15 protein-coding genes and 1 tRNA gene are annotated in these 18,947 nt (G+C 67.9%); 8 read left to right on the forward strand and 8 right to left on the reverse strand.

Annotated elements, in window-relative coordinates; genetic code table 11:
- Positions 1–2 precede the first annotated feature (2 nt).
- From H4W26_RS01755 to chrA, 3 genes are all read right to left on the reverse strand, one after another.
- Positions 3–1,787, reverse strand: coding sequence for a gamma-glutamyltransferase family protein (locus H4W26_RS01755; RefSeq protein WP_192590460.1), 1,785 nt, complete (start codon positions 1,785–1,787; stop codon positions 3–5).
- A gap of 12 nt (positions 1,788–1,799) precedes the next feature.
- A complete protein-coding gene (locus H4W26_RS01760; protein ID WP_192590461.1) occupies positions 1,800–2,960 on the reverse strand; it encodes a DUF418 domain-containing protein in 1,161 nt (386 codons plus the stop codon).
- A gap of 82 nt (positions 2,961–3,042) precedes the next feature.
- Positions 3,043–4,293, reverse strand: a complete 1,251-nt coding sequence (gene chrA / locus H4W26_RS01765; RefSeq protein ID WP_192590462.1) for a chromate efflux transporter — start codon at positions 4,291–4,293, stop codon at positions 3,043–3,045.
- An 80-nt stretch (positions 4,294–4,373) separates the two neighbouring features.
- Here chrA and H4W26_RS01770 point away from each other — a divergent pair, with 80 nt between their 5' ends.
- Genes H4W26_RS01770 through H4W26_RS01780 form a run of 3 tightly spaced genes read left to right on the forward strand, consistent with a single transcriptional unit; the run spans position 4,374 to position 9,105 of the window.
- Positions 4,374–5,537: an SGNH/GDSL hydrolase family protein gene (locus tag H4W26_RS01770; RefSeq protein ID WP_192590463.1), complete on the forward strand. Its 1,164-nt coding sequence runs from the start codon at positions 4,374–4,376 to the stop codon at positions 5,535–5,537.
- Between the two features lie 8 nt (positions 5,538–5,545).
- The gene (locus tag H4W26_RS01775; RefSeq protein WP_192590464.1) at positions 5,546–7,426 is read left to right on the forward strand and encodes an ATP-binding cassette domain-containing protein; all 1,881 of its coding nucleotides are present in this window, start codon (positions 5,546–5,548) and stop codon (positions 7,424–7,426) included.
- Positions 7,423–9,105: an amino acid ABC transporter ATP-binding/permease protein gene (locus H4W26_RS01780; protein ID WP_192590465.1), complete on the forward strand. Its 1,683-nt coding sequence runs from the start codon at positions 7,423–7,425 to the stop codon at positions 9,103–9,105. The genes H4W26_RS01775 and H4W26_RS01780 overlap by 4 nt, the downstream gene beginning before the upstream one ends.
- On the opposite strand, the gene H4W26_RS01785 is transcribed toward H4W26_RS01780, so the two are convergent.
- From H4W26_RS01785 to mptB (H4W26_RS01800), 4 genes are all read right to left on the reverse strand, one after another.
- The gene (locus H4W26_RS01785) at positions 9,071–10,054 is read right to left on the reverse strand and encodes an AEC family transporter (protein ID WP_192590466.1); all 984 of its coding nucleotides are present in this window, start codon (positions 10,052–10,054) and stop codon (positions 9,071–9,073) included. The genes H4W26_RS01780 and H4W26_RS01785 overlap by 35 nt on opposite strands.
- A 78-nt stretch (positions 10,055–10,132) precedes the next feature.
- Positions 10,133–11,482, reverse strand: a complete 1,350-nt coding sequence (locus tag H4W26_RS01790) for a glycosyltransferase family 87 protein (RefSeq protein WP_192590467.1) — start codon at positions 11,480–11,482, stop codon at positions 10,133–10,135.
- Positions 11,479–13,122 carry a polyprenol phosphomannose-dependent alpha 1,6 mannosyltransferase MptB gene (gene mptB / locus H4W26_RS01795; RefSeq protein ID WP_192590468.1) on the reverse strand — a complete coding sequence of 548 codons (1,644 nt, stop codon included), beginning with the start codon at positions 13,120–13,122 and terminating at the stop codon, positions 11,479–11,481. The genes H4W26_RS01790 and mptB (H4W26_RS01795) overlap by 4 nt, the downstream gene beginning before the upstream one ends.
- A complete protein-coding gene (gene mptB / locus H4W26_RS01800) occupies positions 13,112–14,887 on the reverse strand; it encodes a polyprenol phosphomannose-dependent alpha 1,6 mannosyltransferase MptB (protein WP_192590469.1) in 1,776 nt (591 codons plus the stop codon). The genes mptB (H4W26_RS01795) and mptB (H4W26_RS01800) overlap by 11 nt, the downstream gene beginning before the upstream one ends.
- 70 nt (positions 14,888–14,957) lie before the next feature.
- Between mptB (H4W26_RS01800) and orn the strand changes: the two genes are divergently transcribed.
- The 5 genes from orn to H4W26_RS01825 all read left to right on the forward strand — a co-directional run bounded on the left by orn (position 14,958) and on the right by H4W26_RS01825 (position 18,634).
- Positions 14,958–15,572 carry an oligoribonuclease gene (gene orn, locus H4W26_RS01805; protein ID WP_318779734.1) on the forward strand — a complete coding sequence of 205 codons (615 nt, stop codon included), beginning with the start codon at positions 14,958–14,960 and terminating at the stop codon, positions 15,570–15,572.
- A 121-nt stretch (positions 15,573–15,693) separates the two neighbouring features.
- A tRNA-His gene (locus tag H4W26_RS01810) sits at positions 15,694–15,769 on the forward strand.
- A 187-nt stretch (positions 15,770–15,956) separates the two neighbouring features.
- Positions 15,957–16,970 carry an acyltransferase family protein gene (locus H4W26_RS01815; protein ID WP_192590470.1) on the forward strand — a complete coding sequence of 338 codons (1,014 nt, stop codon included), beginning with the start codon at positions 15,957–15,959 and terminating at the stop codon, positions 16,968–16,970.
- A 58-nt stretch (positions 16,971–17,028) separates the two neighbouring features.
- Positions 17,029–18,147: a phosphatase PAP2 family protein gene (locus H4W26_RS01820; RefSeq protein ID WP_225939558.1), complete on the forward strand. Its 1,119-nt coding sequence runs from the start codon at positions 17,029–17,031 to the stop codon at positions 18,145–18,147.
- Positions 18,148–18,244: 97 nt separating this feature from the next.
- Entirely contained in the window at positions 18,245–18,634 is a 390-nt protein-coding gene (locus tag H4W26_RS01825; protein ID WP_192590471.1) for a hypothetical protein, read from the forward strand.
- Here the strand turns inward: H4W26_RS01825 and H4W26_RS01830 are convergent.
- Entirely contained in the window at positions 18,631–18,843 is a 213-nt protein-coding gene (locus tag H4W26_RS01830; RefSeq protein ID WP_192590472.1) for a glycine zipper family protein, read from the reverse strand. The two genes, H4W26_RS01825 and H4W26_RS01830, sit on opposite strands and share 4 nt — an antisense overlap.
- Positions 18,844–18,947 lie beyond the last annotated feature (104 nt).

Here is an 18,947-nt window from a genome sequence, read left to right on the forward strand (position 1 = left end):
CGTCACTCCAGCACCGAATAGGTGCCGACCCTGCGGTCATCGGTGGCGCCGGTGACCTCGCCCGTCTCGTAGTCCACCTCGAGCGCCTGCACCGAGCCGAAGCCGCCCCACTCGTCGGGCCAGACCTGCAGCTCCCAGCCCAGATCCTCGAGTCCGCTCACGGTCTGCGCCCCGGGCTGATCATCGAGGAACAGCGTGCTGGACTCGTCGTCGAAGCGGAAGCGCAGCGCGTCGAAGGAGTCCTGCAGCGAAGCGTCCTGCAGGCCCCACTGCGTGAGCACCGTGCCCATGATGTTGAGGATCTGGTTGCCGCCGGGGGTCCCGATGCCCAGCACCGGACGCTGGTCCTCATCGAGGATGATGGTCGGCATGGACCAGGTCACCGAGCGGCGACCGGGTTCGGGGCGGTTCGCCGGGGAGTCCACCGCCTCGAACCGGCTGAGCTGGTTGTTCAGGAAGAAGCCGTTCGTGGCCTCCCCAGCGCCCCAGAAGTTCGTCAGCGTATTGGTCATCGAGACCATCACGCCCTCGTCGTCCACCACGGAGATGTGGGTGGTGTTGGCGTCGATGGGCGCGCGTCCAGCCACTGAGGTCTGGCCCGGCTCTGCGGCCTCTCCCTGCTCGGAGGTCTCTCCCGGCTCGGGCTCGGGCGCGGTGTTCGCGGAGAGATCGATCTGCGCATTGGCCTGCTGGTCGGTGATCTCCTCCACCGGGACCTGCACGAAGGCGGGATCCCCCAGCTCGGTGAGCACCGTCTCCTCCGCGACCAGCCAGGCCTCGGAGAGCGTCTCGATGTACTCGGCGGAGTCGGGCTCCATCTCGGCGATGCCCTGGGCCTCGGCGACCTGCAGCATCTGCACCAGGGCCACCCCTGGGAGGGCGGGTGCCGCCGCCAGCACGCCGTAGTCTCCGAACTCACCGGAGACCGGATCGGAGAGAGTGACCTCGTAATCGGCCAGGGTCTGTTCGTCGAGGCCCTCGACCGCGGTGAGATCGGAGGCCAGGCTGCCGGTGTAGAAGGCCTCCGAGCCCTCCTCGGCAATCGTCCCCAGGGTCTCTGCCAGCTCTGTCTGGACCAGCTGTTCGCCGGCCTGCAGCGGGGCACCATCGACTTCGAAGGGCTCCACCCCGTCGATCGCGTCGGGTCCGAGGTCCTCGGTCATCCGGGTCGCGAGGAAGTCATAGACCTCGAAGCCTTCGGAGGCCAGCTGCTGGGCCGGCTGGACCAGGCGGTCCCATTCGAGGCTGCCGTGCTCCTCGTGGAGCCGCCCCATCCCAGCGACGAACCCGGGAACGCCGATCCCTGATTCGGGGATCTCGCCGTCGACCCCCACCTCTTCGCGGTAGTCATAGAACAGCGGGTCACCGTCCTGCCCGGCGATCACCACGGAGCCGCCGCCGCCGAGCCCGGAGGCGTAGGGCTCCACCACAGACACGGCGAAGGCGGTGGCGATCGCGGCGTCCACGGAGTTCCCGCCCTCGGCCAGGACCTCCTCTCCGGCCTGGACCGCGAGCTCATTGCCGGCGCTCACGCCTTGCTGCGAGAGCACCGCTTCGTCCTCCGGCTCCGCGGAGCTGCTCGGCTCCGGCGGTTCCACGCTGGGCTCTTCAGGCTCGGCAGTCGGCGGTGGGGGCGGCGGCTCCTCCTCTGCCGCACAGGAGGCGAGCAGGCCCAGGGTGGCGAGCAGGGCGGCGCTGCGTCCGGCCCGGCTGCGTCCCAGACGGCCTCTGCCGGCTGGACCGTGAGGGTTCTCTGGAATGTGGGGTTGGCTGGTCTGTGGCTGCATGATTCGTCTCCCTCAGGAAGGCGTCGGCTTCTGCTCCATGGATGTTCCGGGCTTGGCCCGCCGGGGATAGGCGCGGGCGTGCTGCCGTCGGCGGTGGCGTTCGGGCAGTCGATAGTGCACTCGCAGGAAGGTCGGGGCCTTGCGCAGCAGGGCCTCCAGCGGACCATAGCGGAGGTTGGCGATCCAGACGACGGCGAAGAGGACCAGCCCCAGCATGATCGCACAGCTGATCAGCAGGCCCTCGAGCGGGTCCTGCGGACCGGGGTAGATCAGCAGGGCGATGATCACCAGGTGGGCCGTATAGGCGGTGAGCGGCATCTGACCCACGGCCACGAGCAGTCGGATGCGCTGGCTGAAGTACGGCACCACGATCAGCAGGATCCCCAGCAGCATCACGGCGGTGCCGCTGGCGCTGATCAGCCACAGCGGCATCTGGGAATGTCCGACGGCGGAGATCAGCCGGTCGAAGTCCACATCACTGGTGTCCGGCTGGCCAAGGATCCGCACCAGCAGCTGGGAGAGTCCGAAGGCTCCGAACCCGGCGATCGCACCGACGTAGAGCAGCCGTCGCTGGACCTTGACGTTGCCCAGCGGCTGCCGCCCGATCCAGACTCCCAGGAAGAACGGGGCGATCCAGACGACCAGCGGATAGGGGCCCGAGACGAGGATCGCCGCCACGATCTGGAACGGTGAGTCGCCCAGCTGCGCGGGTTCGATGTGGAAGTCGGTGGACTGTCGGGCAAGGATCCACAGCACCGGGCCGAGCAGCGCAGAGGCGGTGGCTGACCAGAAGAGCCAACGCGTGGACATCTTCACCATGAACGCCGCGAGGAAGAACAGCGCGGCATAGGTGGGGAGGATGACGTTGACCCCATGGTCGAGCGTCTGCAGCGCCAGGCCCAGCGCCAGCAGCAGCAGGCCCCGCCAGAGCAGAGTGCTGCGCCGGGTGATGCCCTTGGTCAGTGATCGGCGCGCCAGGAAGGTGACCCCGATGCCGGCGAGCACGACGAAGAGGATCGATGCCCGCCCGTTGAGCCCCCGCACGATCCAGGACGCCCAGCCGTCGGTGTTGTACGGTCCGACGTTGACGATGATCATGCCGAAGATCGCAAGCGCCCTCGCCACATCAAGGGCGTAGAGGCGACTCAGTCCGCGAGCCTGGGAGCTCAGCATGCGGGAGGGTCCTCCTAGCCCGGGCGATCAGGTACCTCAAAACTGTACCCCCTCCCGGTACGGAGGGGGCGGCATGCGTCGTTCAGAGCACCGCCCAGCCCAGCAGGCCAGCCGCGATGACCACGGCCCAGGCCGGGGCCCGCCAGCTGTTCAGCGCCACGAATGCGAGCACCGCCAGCACCAGCGCCGTGGTGCCCACCTCAAGCACCCCCACCGTGAACACCGGTGTGTAGAGGGCTGCCGCAAGGATGCCGACCACCCCCGCGTTGACGCCGAGCAGGACCCGCTGAGCCCGGGGATTGCTGCGCAGACGCTCCCAGAAGGGCACGGCCGCGAGGACCAGCAGCGCGGCGGGCAGGAAGATCGCTGCGACGGCGAGTCCTGCCCCGGCCAGCCCTGACACGCCCGCCCCGCCGGAGGCGCCGAGGAAGCCGGCGAAGGTGAACAGCGGTCCTGGCACTGCTTGAGCCGCCCCGTATCCGGCGAGGAACACCTCGGCGTCGACCAGCTGCGGGACCGTCTCGGACTGCAGCAGCGGCAGCACCACGTGGCCTCCACCGAAGACCAGCGCGCCCGCACGGTAAAACGAGTCAGCCGCCGAGGCCCAGGCGCTGCCGCTGAGAGCCGCCAGCAGAGGCAGCGCGAGGAGCAGTCCGAGGAACAGGATCAGCGCAGTGACCGAGACGCGGCGCGAGACCCGGACGGTGAACGCATCCTGGCGCCCGGGGCCGGACTCCGGCGCGCGCAGCCAGAGCGCCCCTGCCAGGCCAGCGGCGAGGATCGCGGCCACCTGGACGAAGGGGTGCGGCACGAGCAGCACGAAGACCATGGCCCCCGCCGCGATGCTGGCTCGCGGGGCATCAGGCGTCAGGGCGCGGGCCATGCCGATCACGGCATGGGCGACCACAGCGACGGCGGCGGCCTTGAGCCCCTGGATCCAGCCGGCCTCGGCCAGGTCACCGGCGTTCTGCACCCAGAACGCGAACGCGACCAGGAGCAGCACCGAGGGCAGGGTGAAGGCGAACCATGCTGCGGCCATGCCGGCATAGCCTGCGCGCTGCAGCCCCAGCGCCATGCCCACCTGGCTGGAGGCGGGGCCTGGCAGGAACTGGCACAGCGCCACCAGGTCCGCATAGGCCTTCTCGGTGAGCCACCGACGGCGCGTGACGAAGGCTTCGCGGAAATACGCGAGGTGCGCCACCGGTCCGCCGAAAGAGGTCAGGCCCAGCCGCAGAAACACCAGGAAGACCTCGACGACGGTCCCCGGGTGGCGCTGGGCAGACGGGGCGACGTCGTCGGCGTCGTCGGAGGGGGTCTGCGGGGGGTGCGTCATCACCGCATACCCTGGAACAGCAAAGTGAACAGCAGTTGAATTCGGGCCGCACCGCCGGGGTGCGCCTGCGGAGGGACAGCATGCAGATCAACCACGTCGACCTGATTCCGCTGCTGCGCGGTGCGCTGGAATACGAGACCACGGCACGCGGACTGATGCCGTGGCGGCTACCCAGCTGGGCGCGGGAACAGAGCTTCGACCCCGCCGTGGGACGAGTGGCGGGGGAACCGACGGGAGTCCGTCTGGACTTCCACACGGCGGCGACCTCGGTGGTGCTGCTCACCCACCCGACCCGACGAGTCTCTTCAGACTCGGCTGCGCCCCAGGCCTTCTACGACGTGATTCTCGACGGCGCACTCTTCGCCCGGCTGCCCTCCCCCGGAGAGGATGCTGGCACCACCCTGCGCACCGATCAGGCGACCGGGAAGGTCACCACGACCAAGGGCCCGGATGCACGACTCAGCGTGCCCGACCTGCCGGCCGGTGAACACCATGTGCAGATCTGGTTGCCGCACAACGAGACCACCGAGCTGATCGGCCTGCTCTCCGACGCGGACGTCCGTCCGAGCCCGACCGCGTCGCGGCTGCACTGGCTGCACCACGGCAGCTCCATCAGTCATGGCTTCGACGCCGCCCACCCGAGCGGAACGTGGCCGGCCGTGGCGGCGGCAGCCGCGGGAGTGGAGCTGACCAACCTGGGACTTGCTGGCCAGGCGATGCTGGACCCCTTCACTGCCCGCACCCTCCGCTCGGCGGAGGCGGACGTGATCAGCGTGAAGCTGGGGATCAACATCGTGAATGCGGACACGATGCGGCTGCGCACCTTCGTCCCAGCGGTGCATGGTTTCCTCGACACCATCCGCGAGGGCAGGCACGCCCACACCCCGCTGCTGCTGATCTCGCCGCTGCACTGCGGGATCCAAGAGGCCACGCCAGGGCCGCTGCTCTTCGAGGAGCTCGACGCGGGACCTCGCTACTCAGCCCTCGGAGATCCAGACGAGGTGAGCCAGGGCCGGCTCAACCTGCAGGGCGTGCGGACCGCATTGCGGCAGATCGCGGATCAGCGCATGGCCACCGACCCGCATCTGCACTTCCTGGACGGACTCGAGCTCTTCGGCGCTGCGGACGAGGCTGAACTCCCGTTCCGCGATCAGCTGCATCCAGGCAGCGAGGCCCACCTCCGCATCGGGGAACGCTTCGCAAATGTTGCACTGGCCCCCGGGGGTCCGCTGAACCTGCAATGATCAGGGGCGTGCTTCTGCGAGATATGCCCTCCCGCGCCTGGGTCGCCACGGTGCTGCAATGGATCCGGACGATTGCGCTGGCGACCCTCTTCCTCGCGCTGGGGCAGGTCCTGGACTCAGCCATCGACGGTGGGAACACCTCTGCCGCGATGATCCTTGCAGCCGCTGCGGGCGGGGTCGCAGTGGTGTGCTCCGGCATCGCCGCGGCCCTGCCGCCCAGACTTCGTGCGGTCGAAGAGCGGCTGTGGCGAGGAAGCGGCATCCGCGCCGTGCTGCACCGTGATCCTGCCGCGAGCCCCGCGCCGACCACTGCTGGGCGCAGTGGCGGCGCGCACGGTGGAGCTCCACGCGGCGGCCATGGCGGTGCCAAGCCTGGCGGAGGTCATGCTGGTGCCCGTCCCGGCAGCGGTCATGGTGGCGTTCGTCCCGGCGGCGGCGAGGCTGAGCTGCTCACCGGCGGGGTGGAGCGGATCGCCGAGTATCGGGCCGAGTTCCTCGGCCCCGCGCTGGCGGCCTTCACCGCCCCCGCACTGGTGCTGCTGCTGATGGGCGTGCTCGTGGACCCGGTGATCGCCGTGCTTCTGCTGGCACTGGTGCTGCTGGTTCCGCTCCTCGTCCGGTTCTTCCTGGCACGCTTCCGCGGACCTACTGCGCAGTACCGCCGCCTCGCTGGAGCGGCCACCAGCAGGTTCCAGGAGGTCCTGCGCTCGCTGGGCGGCCTGGTGCTGCTCGGCGCGGAGAACACCGGTCGCAAGACCGTGGCGGAGGCGGCCGCGGCGCTGCGCGTACAGGCCGTGGCCCTGCTGAAACGCAGTCAGCTGATGATCCTGGTCAACGATGCGGTCTTTTCGCTGGTGATGATCACCGCCACCGTGGCGCTGGCCCTGTGGCGCTTCCAGGACGGGGCGATCTCGGAGGGAGACTTCCTGGCCGTCGTCCTGCTGGCCACGCTGCTCTATGAGCCCATCGACAAGCTCGGCCGCTCCTTCTACGTCGCCATGGCTGGGCGCACACAGCAGGGAATGTTCACCCAGACCCTGACGACGCCGGGCACCACCGACACCCACACCACAGACACCGCCGTCTCCCCCACCGCAGGCACTGCGGCGCGGACCTCACCCGTGAACTTCACGGAGACAGAGTCCTCGGGCGATTCCACCGACCCGGGCCATCCGCTGCTGCGGCTGGAGTCCCTGGGCGTGGAGCGCGGCGGCTCCAGCGTGCTGAGCGGGCTGACTCTGGACATCCCACGCGGCAGCACCCTCGCGGTGGTCGGGCCCTCGGGAGCGGGAAAGTCCACTGTGGCCATGCTGCTCCAGGGGCTTCTTCCAGCGGCCTCGGGGCAGCTGCTCCTCGAGGGACGCCAGGCAGACCCACGAGATCTGCAGCGGGCCGCGGTGACCGTGGCGCAGAAGCCCTTCCTCTTCTCAGGGACGGTGGCCGAGAACCTGCGCCTCGCGCGTCCCGACGCCAGCGACGAGGACCTCTGGGAGGCTCTGGAGAAGGCCCGGCTGGCCGCTGAGATCGCGGCCAAGCAGCGAGGCCTGGCCACTCAGGTCGGAGAAGACGGCGGCGCCCTCTCTGGAGGCCAGGTCCGGCGCCTGGCCATCGCCCGGGCGCTGCTCTCCGACGCGCAGCTGCTGATCTTCGACGAGCCGACGGCGGATCTCGATCGACGGGCCGAGCGCCTGGTGGACGAATCGCTGCAGGCGCTGGCCGGGGAGCACACGCTGGTCATCATCGCCCACCGCCTCGCCACCACACGCTGGGCCGATCAGGTGCTGGTGCTGGACTCGGGGCGCCCTGCGGGGCTGGGCACCCCCGATGACCTGCTCCAGCAGACGGGCTACTACGCCGAGGCCACCGCAGGAGAGGGTGAACACCGATGATCGGTCATCTGTTGTCCATGGCCCGGGGGTCCGCCGGTCTGCTCGCGCTCTCTGCTGCGGCCCGCACAGTGACACTGCTCTGCGGCGCGGCGCTGCTGGTGTTCCCCGCCTGGCTCGTCGGCCGCCTCGCCGAGGGCTTGAGCGTCCCCGGACTGGGAACCGTGATCGCGGTGATGATCGGACTGGCGCTCGCGAAGGGGCTCACCCGCTACGCCGAGCAGCTCTCGGGACACACCGCGGCCTTCGCGCTGCTGGAGCAGCTGCGGGTCAGGCTCTACGAGAAGCTCATCCCGCTGGCTCCTGCAGTGACCGCCTCGCGCGGCAGCGGTCGACTGCTCTCGAGCGCGACCCGAGATGTGGACAGGGTGGAGGTCTTCTTCGCGCACACGCTTGCCCCGGTCATCACCGCGGTGCTGCTGCCGCTGGCTTCCGTGGGGCTGGCTTCTATGCTCGCCGGCGCGGGCATGGGCATCGCTCTGCTGAGCATCTACCTCGCCGCCGCGGCCGCGCTCATCGGCATCGGCAGGCGCAGCAGCCGCACCACCAGCACCACGCAGGTCCGCACCCGTGGCTCGCTGGCCCAGGAGGTCAGCGATGACCTGCGCGGACGCAGCGAGATCACCATCTTCGGAGCCCAGGAACAGCGCGCCCAGCGGGTGGATGAGCTCGGCGCACAGCTGGCCTCCAGCGCCCGCAGGACGTCGGTGATGCAGGGGCTGCGGGCCGCGGCCGGACAGGGCTGGCAGGTGGCGGCCCTCTTCACGGTCCTGCTCCTGGGGCTGCCCCTGGTGCGCGGAGGCGAGATCGGGTGGACCGAGCTCCTCGTGGTGCTCGCCCTGGTGCCGGCCACCGCCCCGGCGCTCTCGGCAGTCGAGGCGCTGGGCATCTCGCTTCCGGCGGCGCTGGCTTCAGCGGCGAATCTTCGCGATCTCGAGGAGAGCCCGCCTGCCGTCGTCGAGCCGACCCAGCCCGTGATGGTGCATCCCGAGGAGCCAGGCGCGGCTTCCGTCAGCTTCCGCGACGTGAGCTTCGGCTATCCGGGCACCGACCGCGAGGTGCTCAGCGGCGTGGACCTGCGCATCGAACCGGGCGAGGTGGCCGCCGTCGTCGGCGTGAGCGGTTCGGGCAAGTCCACGCTCGCCTCCCTGCTGACCAGGGTCTGGGACCCGCAACAGGGTCAGGTGCAGCTCGCCGGGACGGATATCCGCGAGGTCTCGCTGCGGTCGCTGCGCGCGAACATCACCGTGGTCGAGCAGCGCCCGGTGCTGGTCAGCGGCACCATCCGGGAGAACCTGCTGCTGGGAATCCCGGCTGCGAGCGAGCAGGAGATCCTCGCCGCCTGCCGCGCAGCGTGCCTGGAGGGCGACATTGCGGCAATGGCCGAGGGTCTGGACACCGAGCCCGGCGCCGAGGGGGCGCGACTCTCCGGCGGACAGGCTCAGCGCCTGGCGCTGGCGAGGGGGTATCTGCGGCGCAGCCCGGTGCTGATCCTGGATGAGATCACCTCCGCCCAGGATCCGCTGACCCAGGCGGAGATTCTGCGCCGGATGCCGGAGGCCACCAGCGCCACGGTGATCATGATCGCCCATCGCAGCGCCGTGCTGCGCCACGTGCAGACCGTCTACGAGATCGACCAGGGGCTGCTCAGAGCAGCAGCTCGGCCAGCACCGGGAGCGTGAGCAGACAGGCCAGTGTGCTGCTCACCAGGATCGAGGCCGCCAGCCGACCATCGCCCTCATACTGCTGGGTGAAGACGTAGACCGTGGTCGAGGAGGGCATGGCCGCAATGATGATCAGTGTGCCCGCCCAGACCGGCCCGAGCTGGTCATAGAAGGGCAGCACCGCGAGCCAGGTCAGCACCGGCAGCAGCACGATCTTGCCCAGTGTGCCCAGCGCGATGGACCGTTTGGGCACCCCGCCGCTCCGGATGCCCTCGATGGCCGGATGCAGGGCGAGGCCCACGCAGAAGAGCGCCAGCGGGACAGCCGTCTGGCCCAGCAGCCCCACTGACTCATCGACGGCGGCAGGCAGCCGCAGCGGGCTGAAGACCACCAGCAGGGCCAGTGCCATGGAGATGAACACCGGGTTCATCAGCAGCGCACGCTTGAGGATCGGCGCGACCTGCCGACGCAGCAGCTCCCCCACTCCACCCACGCGCTGGGGGCCGGGCGCTGCGCGGGCTGCCACCACCGTGCGCACCAGCGGGTAGCCGTTGAGGTAGATCAGATTGTGCAGCATGTGGATGATGCCCGCCGCGAGTCCGGCCTCCGGACCCAGCACGCTGATCGCCACCGGGATCCCGAAGTACCCGACGTTGCCGAAGCTTCCGGCCAGCGAGGTCGCCGCCGCGCCATCCCGCGCGAGCGTGCCCAGCAGGAAGCTCGCGTAGTACAGGCCGACTGACACCAGCGGTGTGACGACGGCGACGATCACCACCGCCAGCACGGGGAAACCTGCAGTCGGCGGTGCGGTGACCATGGCGGTGTAGATGAAGGTCGGCAGCGCGAAATAGAACAGGAAGCCGTTGAGGTGGTCCTGACCGGCGCGGAATCTCGGGATGAAGCCCGCGGCGAATCCGACGGCGATCACCAGGAACATCGGGCCGATGACCCCGAGCATCTCAAGCATCGGACACCGCCCCTGCCGCCGGGCGCGCCGGCACGGTCAGCCGGGCTGCCCTCATCGGTGCAGCTTCGCGGGCGCCGATCACCAGCGCAGCTTCACAGATGTTCTGCGGCCCAGCCCCGGCAGGGCGAAGACGTCCTCGTGGCCCCGCGTGACTCCGGCCAGCGGATCGGTCGTGCCCAGATCCTGCTGGGACGCACTCTGCTCGAAAGGTGCGCTGCGCACGATGTCCCGCGCGGGATCCAGGATCTCGCGGATCACCTGCACCATCAGGTAGATCAGTGTCGCCATATGCGCCAGGATGCCCAGGTGATAGGCCCAGTCGATCAGCTCGGTGCCGCCGGCGAACTCCCCTCCGGAGGTGATCTTCGCGCTCATCATCCAGACCGAGACCCAGTGGAAGACCTCCGCCCCCTGCCACAGCAGATAGCCACGCACGCGCGGGCGCGCCAGAACCAGCAGCGGGATCAGCCACATCACGAACTGCGGCGAGTAGACCTTGCCGAGCAGCAGGAAGCTCGCCACGATCAGGAAGCAGATCTGCGCCAGCCGTGGCCGTGTGGGCGCCGCCCAGGTCAGATAGGCGATCCCCAGGCAGCACAGCAGGAACAGCCCATTGGAGAGCAGCGAGAATCCGGCCCCGTCCAGCGGCAGCCAGCTGAAGAAGAGCCATACCGAGGAGAAGCTGACGTCGCGGTCCGAGGAGAACCGGTAGAAGGTCGCCCATTGATCGAACTGCAGCAGCATGAAGGGAACATTGACCGCCAGCCAGGTCACGACGGCGACTGCAGTGGTGAGCACGAAGGAGCGCAGCCGACCGCTGCGCACGCACAGCACCAGGATCGCGCCCAGGAAGAAGAGCGGATAGAGCTTCATCGCGGCACCCACGCCGATCAGCACCCCCGCCCAGACCGGATGCGAACGTCCCCACAGCAGCAGCGCGAGCCCGCCGAGGAAGACCGCCCACATGTCCCAGTTGATGGACAGCGAGAGGATGATCCCCGGTGCCAGCGCCACCATCAGCGCATCGTGGCGGCGCCACCCGGCAGTGGAGTAGGCGGTGGCGAGCACCACGCCGATCCAGCAGAGGATGACCGCCACGTGGTTGAGGTCGTAGAAGGCCAGGATCCGCGCCTCGCTGATGCCTTCGCCAGGCACCAGCTGCGCGAGCACTCCGGCCACCATGGTCAGCAGCACCGGGTACTCCATCACCTTCTCTGCCGGGACGTCGTCGACGAAGGGGAAGAGCCCCTCGCCCAGGCCGCGCTGACTGAACAGCAGGGAGAAGTCGGAATAGCACATGTGGATGTGCTGGCCCGGGTCGGTCCAGCCGTTGAGGCGGCACCATTGGACCGCCAGCACGGAGAGTGCAGCGCCCAGCACCGTGGCCGCGAGCAGCAGCCAGAGCAATCGTGAGCCGGGGATCTTCACCTGGGGTCCTTGTCATAGATGTCCTCGGCCGCCCAGGAGCGGCGCGGCGGAGTCAATTCTCGCAGGCGCTTCCAGCCGAGCTCGGCATTCCAGCGTTGTGAGCGGCGCCTCATGTCGAAGAACTCAGTGGTGTTGGGGTCCAGGAAGACCACATAGATCAGGTACAGCGAGACGACCGAGATGGCGATCGCGTTGATGACCGCGGCGTCGATCCATTGCGCCACCGAGAGCTGACCGACCATGGAGAGCAGGACCATCACGGTGATGATGGTCGTGACGAGCACCAGTGCGCGCCCGCGATACACATGGACCACCGCGAAGAACGGCAGCAGCCACAGCAGATACCAGGGCTGGATGATGGAGGAGGTCAGCACCACCACGGTCAGACCGTAGGCGGCCCAGAGCACAGGGTTGCCCACGCTGCGGCGCAGCAGCAGGGTCGCGACCACCACCCCTGCGAGGACCCGCGCCAGGGTGTAGACGGCCTCGGTCACCAGGGTGGCGTCCACGCCGGAGAGAACCTCGACCAGGGCGCCGATGCCGATGCCCAGCAGTCCTACGGGGGCCGCCTGCAGCACCGCTGCGCCCGCTCCAAGTGCCGCGGAGACCCAGCCCAGACCGATGCCCAGCGCGGCTCCCCCGGCCACCAGCAGCACGACGGCGACCGTTGCGCCGAGCGCCCATTCACGCGCGCGCCGCCAGAGGCTTGCGGTGTCCTTCAGCGGCAGCAGCAGGATGAAGGGCAGCACCACCAGCGCGATGGGCTTCACCGCGATCGCCGCGACCAGCAGCAGCACTCCGAGCAGCCGGCGACGGCGCAGCGCGGCGAGCGTTCCGGCCAGCATCAGCCCGATCATGAGCGAGTCATTGTGCGCGGCGGCGACGAAGACGAGCAGCGTCATAGGGTTCAGCAGGCACAGCCACAGCGCCCAGGACGGTTCTGAGCCGAAAGCGCGAGCGAGCCGCGGGATGCAGTAGAGCATCAGCGCCATGCCGATCAGCGAGAGGCAGCGGAACAGCAGGATGGCGATCTCCGGCACCCCGCCGGAGACGAACCAGATGATCTGCGCCAGCACCAGGAAAAGCGGCCCATAGGGAGAGGGCGACTCCGCCCAGAGCCCGTCGGCGCCCTCCATGAACCAGCCGGGCAGCTCGGACACGCCGTCCTCGTAGGGGTTCAGCCCCGCGTGCAGCACGCGGCCCTGCGCCAGGTAGGAGTAGACGTCGCGGGAGAAGATCGGCAGCGAGAACATCAGCGGAGTGGCCCACATGAACAGGGTTCGGCGCATCACCGGTGTGGCCCGCGGTGACCAGGACCCCACGCGTTGGGAGAGTCGGAGCCAGGACCGCAGCAGCAACAGCGCCCCGAGCACCAGCAGCACCGTACAGACGACGACGCCGGCCGTCGTCGTCCGCAGCGGCAGCAGCAGCGGGTTCAGCGCCAGCAGGGACTGTGGGGTCATGGCCAGCCACCCGACGCCCCAGGAGCCCACCATGATCATGAGCGCGGCGAGCAGGCCCTGTCGAGCGGTGTGCGAGGCCGCGGCCTCCTCGCCTCCGATGAGCCAGGCTGTGGGAGGCCACTGGCCCAGGGCCGTGCGTACGCGTTCGGCGTGGCGCGAGACGGGATTAGCGTGCACCGGAGGGGCGCTCCTCTCCGGTGGGGTCTGCAGGGTCTTTCAGGTCTTTGGGCTCTGCCAGGTCTGCAGGGGCGCCGGGCTCGACGGAGGCGAGAGTCTCGCGCCGTCGTCGGCGGGGCCATTCCCAGCGCATCGGTGGCAGACCCCAGTCGTCCCAGATCACCCAGCGGGTCTGTCGGTCCACCAGGGCCAGCCAGATGATGGCGAACCAGGAGACGGCGATGGACAGGGCCAGCATCTGCTGGTCCAGCTCCAGGAACTGGTAGATCGAAAGCTGATCCGAGGCGCCGAAGGCGAGGAAGAACACGATGGTGAACACGACCCATTTGAACTGCCAGTCCTTGCGGATCCCGGTGATCGCGAAGAGCGGCAGCAGCCAGAGCAGGTACCAGGGCTGGATGATCGGTGAGAGCACCACCAGCGCGGTGAAGGCCCAGACCATGCGCTGGACGATGAACTTGTCGCTGCCGCGGAACATCAGCCACAGCACCGCGGCGACGGACAGGATCCGGCCGACGATCTTGAACACCTCGAGCGTCCACCCGCTGTCCAGACCGAAGGAGCGCAGCAGGGTGCCCAGCCAGCCGTCGGCGATGCCGATCGGAGACCAGTAGACGCTGCCGGTGCCGGTGCCCGCCAGGACGGCGAGCCAGCCGAAGCCATAGCCCTGCACCAGGCCGATGGTGATCATGGCGGCCGCGGCCAGTCCGGCGGTGAAGAACCAGTATTGGAACTTCCGCGACCAGGACGCGCCCTGTCCTGCCCAGAGCAGTCCGATGAAGGGCAGCAGCACGATGGTGATCGGTTTGATGCCGATGGAGACCACCACGAGCAGCGTGGCGAGCACTCCCCTGCCGCGCGCCGCGGCGTAGATTCCGGCCAGCGCGAAGCCCACCATGATTGCGTCGTTGTGCGCGCTGGAGATGAAGCTGACGATCAGCAGCGGGTTGGCCAGCGTGATCCACTGCGCACGGGCCGGATCGATCCCATGCAGGCGGGCGAGCTTCGGGACGAAGATCATCATCATGACCACCCCGCCCACGCAGGCGAGGCGGAACAGGAACAGCGCCAGGTCCGGGCTGTCGGCGGCGGTGCGCATGACCGCGGCTTCGATCCAGAGGAAGAGCGGACCATAGGGAGTCTCGGACTCGGCCCAGAGGATGTCGGTGCCCAGGTGGAACCAGTTGTTGAGGCTCGAGACTCCGGTGGTGTAGGGATCCTGCCCTGCCAGCACGAGCCTTCCCTGGTTCAGGTAGGCGAAGACGTCTCGAGAGAAGATCGGCACGGTGATCAGCTGCGGGATGGACCAGAGCACCACCGCCCAGTTGACCACTCGCAGTGAGCTGGCCGGCCAATGCCGGCGCGGGTCAGGGTCCTCCAGCACTCGGCTCAGTCGCAGCCAGGCGCGCAGCATGATCCAGCAGCCCAGTGTCAGGGCGATGGTGGAGACGACGACGCCGGCGGGCTCGGTGCGCAGCACGATGAGCCAGGGGTCCCGGGACAGCGGGGAGGAGCTGACCAGCCAGCCCACCCCCAGGGAGCCGAACAGCACCAGCAGCGAGCCGAGCACCCCTTCGAGAAGGGGCGACCAGAGGTGCTTGGGTCGGGTGGAGGAGCGCAGGATGTGCAGCCAGAGGTCGCGGCGCCGGGCGCGGCGCGGGCCGGGCGCATCCTCTGGGGTGGAGCTGGTGGTGGCGAGCCCAGTGGAGCCCTCGGCACCTCGGGGTGCGGGGCTGTTCTCGGCGGCTCCAGCCTCAGCGCTCATTGCCCTTGAATTTATCACCACCGTTCCCGGCCTCCCCCGCGCGCTCGCGCCCGTCGGTAGAGTGGTCAGCGTGAGTTCCCATATGACTGAGACCAATGACTCATCCACTCCAGAAGCACCCACACGCCCGGGAGGATCCTGGGCGGGGCGCATGGTCTGGATCGACTGTGAGATGACCGGGCTGAATCCTGACCACGACGTGCTCGTGGAGATCGCAGCCCTGGTCACCGACGCTGAGCTGAACATCCTCGGCGAGGGTGTTCAGGTGGTGATCGCTCCGGACCCTGCCGAACGGCTGGAGACCATGGCGCCGATCGTGCAGAAGATGCATACCGCTTCAGGCCTGCTCGAGGACCTCAAGGACGGTGTCTCCGCGCAGGTGGCCGAGCAACGCGTGCTCGAGTACGTCAAGGCGTGGATTCCTGAGGCTGGAGTCGCCCCACTGGCGGGGAACTCGGTGCACGCCGACAAGGCCTTCCTGCGGATCGGCATGCCCGAGCTCATGAAGCACCTGCACTACCGGATCATCGACGTCTCCACCATCAAGGAGCTCTCCTCCCGCTGGTACCCGGAGGCGAAGAAGACGGCCCCAGCCAAGACCGGCAACCACCGGGCGCTCGGAGATATCCAGGATTCCATCGAGGAGCTGAAGCACTACCGGCGGACCGTGTTCAAGCAGGGGTGAGTGACCCGAAGCTGCGCGGATTTCGGGAAAGCACGGGATTCTGTGTAGACTGATATGCGTTGCTTTTCGGCCGTTTCAGACCGATCCGCAGCGAGTCAGGGAGCCGGTCACGGCTCACATGGTGGGCGTAGCTCAGCTGGTAGAGCATCGCGTTGTGGTCGCGAGGGTCGCGGGTTCAAGCCCCGTCGCTCACCCCATGTCTTCTTCGAAGAGAAAGCAAACACCCCGAACCGTCTGGTTCGGGGTGTTTTTCTTCCTGACTGCTTCGTGCGGCTGAGCAGAGCAGGAGTTGCGTCGAATCCCCTTCCTGTGGCGGGGCCCGCCCCCAGCGTCCTTCCAGGGCGCATCAAGACTGTGCTGAAGAACACTGAATAGCGTGACGGTGTGGGACAGAGAAACCATCGACTTGATCGCGCCAAGGGTGCGCTGGTGTTCCTTGTCGTCCTCGGACACATGTTGGCGGCAGTCTCGCCTTGGGATTCGGATGTCCTGCGGGTGCTGCAGACAGCCATCTATTCCTTTCACATCCCCGCCTTCGTCTTCTTGGCAGGCATCACCGCGAAATCCGACAGACTGCCCCAGCGCGTCGCCTTCTTCCTGGTGCTGCTCGCCACAGCCATGCCGCTCTACTACGGCTGGATGAGCCTCATCGGGCTCAACCCAGAGTTCGACTCGCTGGTGCCGTACTGGCTGACCTGGTTCCTGCTCGCCATGGTGTGGTGGACCCTCAGCACGCCGCTGATCGAACGATTCCCCCGCGCCCTCCTCGCGATCTCGGTGCTGGCAGCCCTGTTCGGGGGCCTCATCCCCACCTATGACTACGAGCTGTCACTGTCCCGAACACTGGTGTTCTGGCCCTTCTTCGTCATCGGGAAGCTCTATGGCTCGCAGGTCCTCACCTGGGCCGGCGGTCGGACTCCGAGCCAGAAGGGTGGGCTGGCCCTCGCGGCTGCCACACCAATGCTGCTGTTCTATCTCTACGATCCCAACAAGATCTGGTTCTACGGCGTCCGAAACTTCGACTGGCACGATGTCAGCGTCCCTGAGGGGGCGGCCACGCGCCTGATCGTGGGCCTCAGCGCCGCCCTGACCACGGTGGCGTTCTGCACCTTCATGTCCAACCGGGCGGGCTACCTGTGCACTGTGGGGCGAAATTCGCTGGCGGTCTACCTCCTCCACGGCTTCGTGGTCAGGCTTCTCGACATACCGCTGGATGACAGCCTGGACCACATCTCCTCCCCCGTGATGCTTGTCGCGTGTGTGCTCCTCGCCGTGCTGACCACGTGGCTGTTCGCGCTGCCGCCGTTCAATGCCGGCCTGCGCAAATACGGCGAAGGCGTGGTTCGCATGATATTTTTACCTTTTTCGAAGCTGCGTTCCGTCAGAGCACCATCTTGACTCGTCACTTCTGACAGTTCGCCACCATTCCGGTCCTAGATTCTCCAGGTGTAGTTCCATGTCCACAATGCAAACGCAGGTTGAACAGCGTCAGAACACTGCCTCGCCATGGCCCTACACCCTTGCGGTGAGCGTCTCCATTCTTGTAGGAGCCATCGCGGTGGTGGCATCGGTCTCCGCTGGAATCCCGTTGAAGGATCCCGAAGGATTCCTCGGCCCGGCGTGGGTTCGGCTGCCTCTGTTGGCGCTGCTGCTCTTCGCCATCGGACTCCTGCCTGCCGCAGTGCGGCGATCCGGTTGGAGGAACCTGGGGTCCGGCGTCCGAGACGTGCTGCGACACGAGTGGAGCGTTCGGCGCGTGCTCTACATCGCCACTGGTCTGGGGACCTTCTACGTCTGCTACGTCGGGTATCGCAACCTCAAGAACGTGCTGCCGGTCTACCGCGACGGTGTGCTCTTCGACCGCGAGCTGTTGCAGCTGGACCGCTGGATCTTCGGTGGCGTGGACCCGGCCCGCGTGCTGCACGACATCTTCGGAGTGGAGCTCACAGCCCAGGTGCTGTCCTTCATCTACATGGCGTACCTGCCGCTGATCCCGCTCACGCTCGGGATCTTCCTGGTGCTCAACCGCAATCTTGCGGTGGGCGCGTGGTACGCCACCACGCTGAGCCTGAACTGGGTGATCGGAACCCTCAGCTACTACCTGCTTCCGGCCCTGGGGCCGATCTACGCGCGCCCCGACCTCTATGACAGCCTGCCCGAGACGCGAGTCGCCGAGCTGCAGGAATCCCTGCTGAGCAATCGTCTGCGGTTCCTCTCCAGCCCGGAGACCAGTGAAGCCATCCATGGGGTGGCGGCCTTCGCCTCGCTGCACGTCTCGATCACCTTCGCCGCCGCCTACTTCATGCACCGCACCGGTCAGCACCTCGGGGTGCGGATCTTCGCCTGGGCATTCTTCGGACTGACGGTCCTCTCCACGCTCTACTTCGGTTGGCACTACGTGGTGGATGACATTGTGGGCATCGTGATCGGCTACCTGGCAGTCGCGATCGCCGCGGCAGCCACCGGCCACGGGTTCTTCAACAGTCACGGCATCGTCGCGGCGGTGCTGGCTCGGCCGGAACTGATCGAGGATGGCAGCCCCCGGATGAAGGACACCCGGGAGGATCCCGTCTGAGTCGCCGTGAACACCGGGGCACGGGCTGGATGCTCAACCCGTGTCGCGCGGCTCGGCGTGGACCGGCACAGCGGCAATGATGCGTAGTCTTGCCTTTATGGATGCCATCACTGCTGACACGCTCGCCTACCTCGCTATCGGCGGAGTGGCGGTGGCCGCCGTGATCGCCGCGATCGTGCGGGGACATCTGCGGGCCGATGTGCCCATCACGGCGGAGCATCGACCGGGACAGATCACCCTGACCGCCGGTGAACCGATCGACATCCTCTCGGTGACCAACGACGACGACGCCCTGGGTGAAACCCTGAAGCTCGAGCCGCTCAGCCTTCCCTTCACCCTGACGCCCTCGGAGCCTTACACGCTGGAGTACCGCGAGATCGGCGGGGCCCCGCGGCCGGAGAAGGTGCGTCTGCTGCTGCGCGGAGACAAGGTCAGGGAGATCGGGCTCCCCTCGCTCGGGGCTCCCGAACACCCAGCCCGCTCCTAAGTCGAGGCGGCGCCGTCGTCGTCCTCTTCCTTCTTCTTCGAGCGCTGTGACTCGAGGCCCGCGCCGAGCGCGACCCCCATTCCCGCGCCGAGGGCGAGGCCCATTCCGGCGTTGTCGAAGAACAGCAGTCCCAGCAGCATTCCGAACACCGATCCCAGGGCAATCCCGAGCGCGAGATGGTTCGTGGAGCTTTCGTCCTCATCCGCCATCACAGCAGTCTAAGCTCAGCCGGGCATATGACGCTCGCACCCGCCCAGGGTGAGGGGCAGGATATTCTGTACTCTGCAGCAGTCGCCATGAGACCTCAGCGGCG

This window comes from Nesterenkonia halotolerans (assembly GCF_014874065.1).
In the GTDB taxonomy this organism is placed as follows: domain Bacteria; phylum Actinomycetota; class Actinomycetes; order Actinomycetales; family Micrococcaceae; genus Nesterenkonia; species Nesterenkonia halotolerans.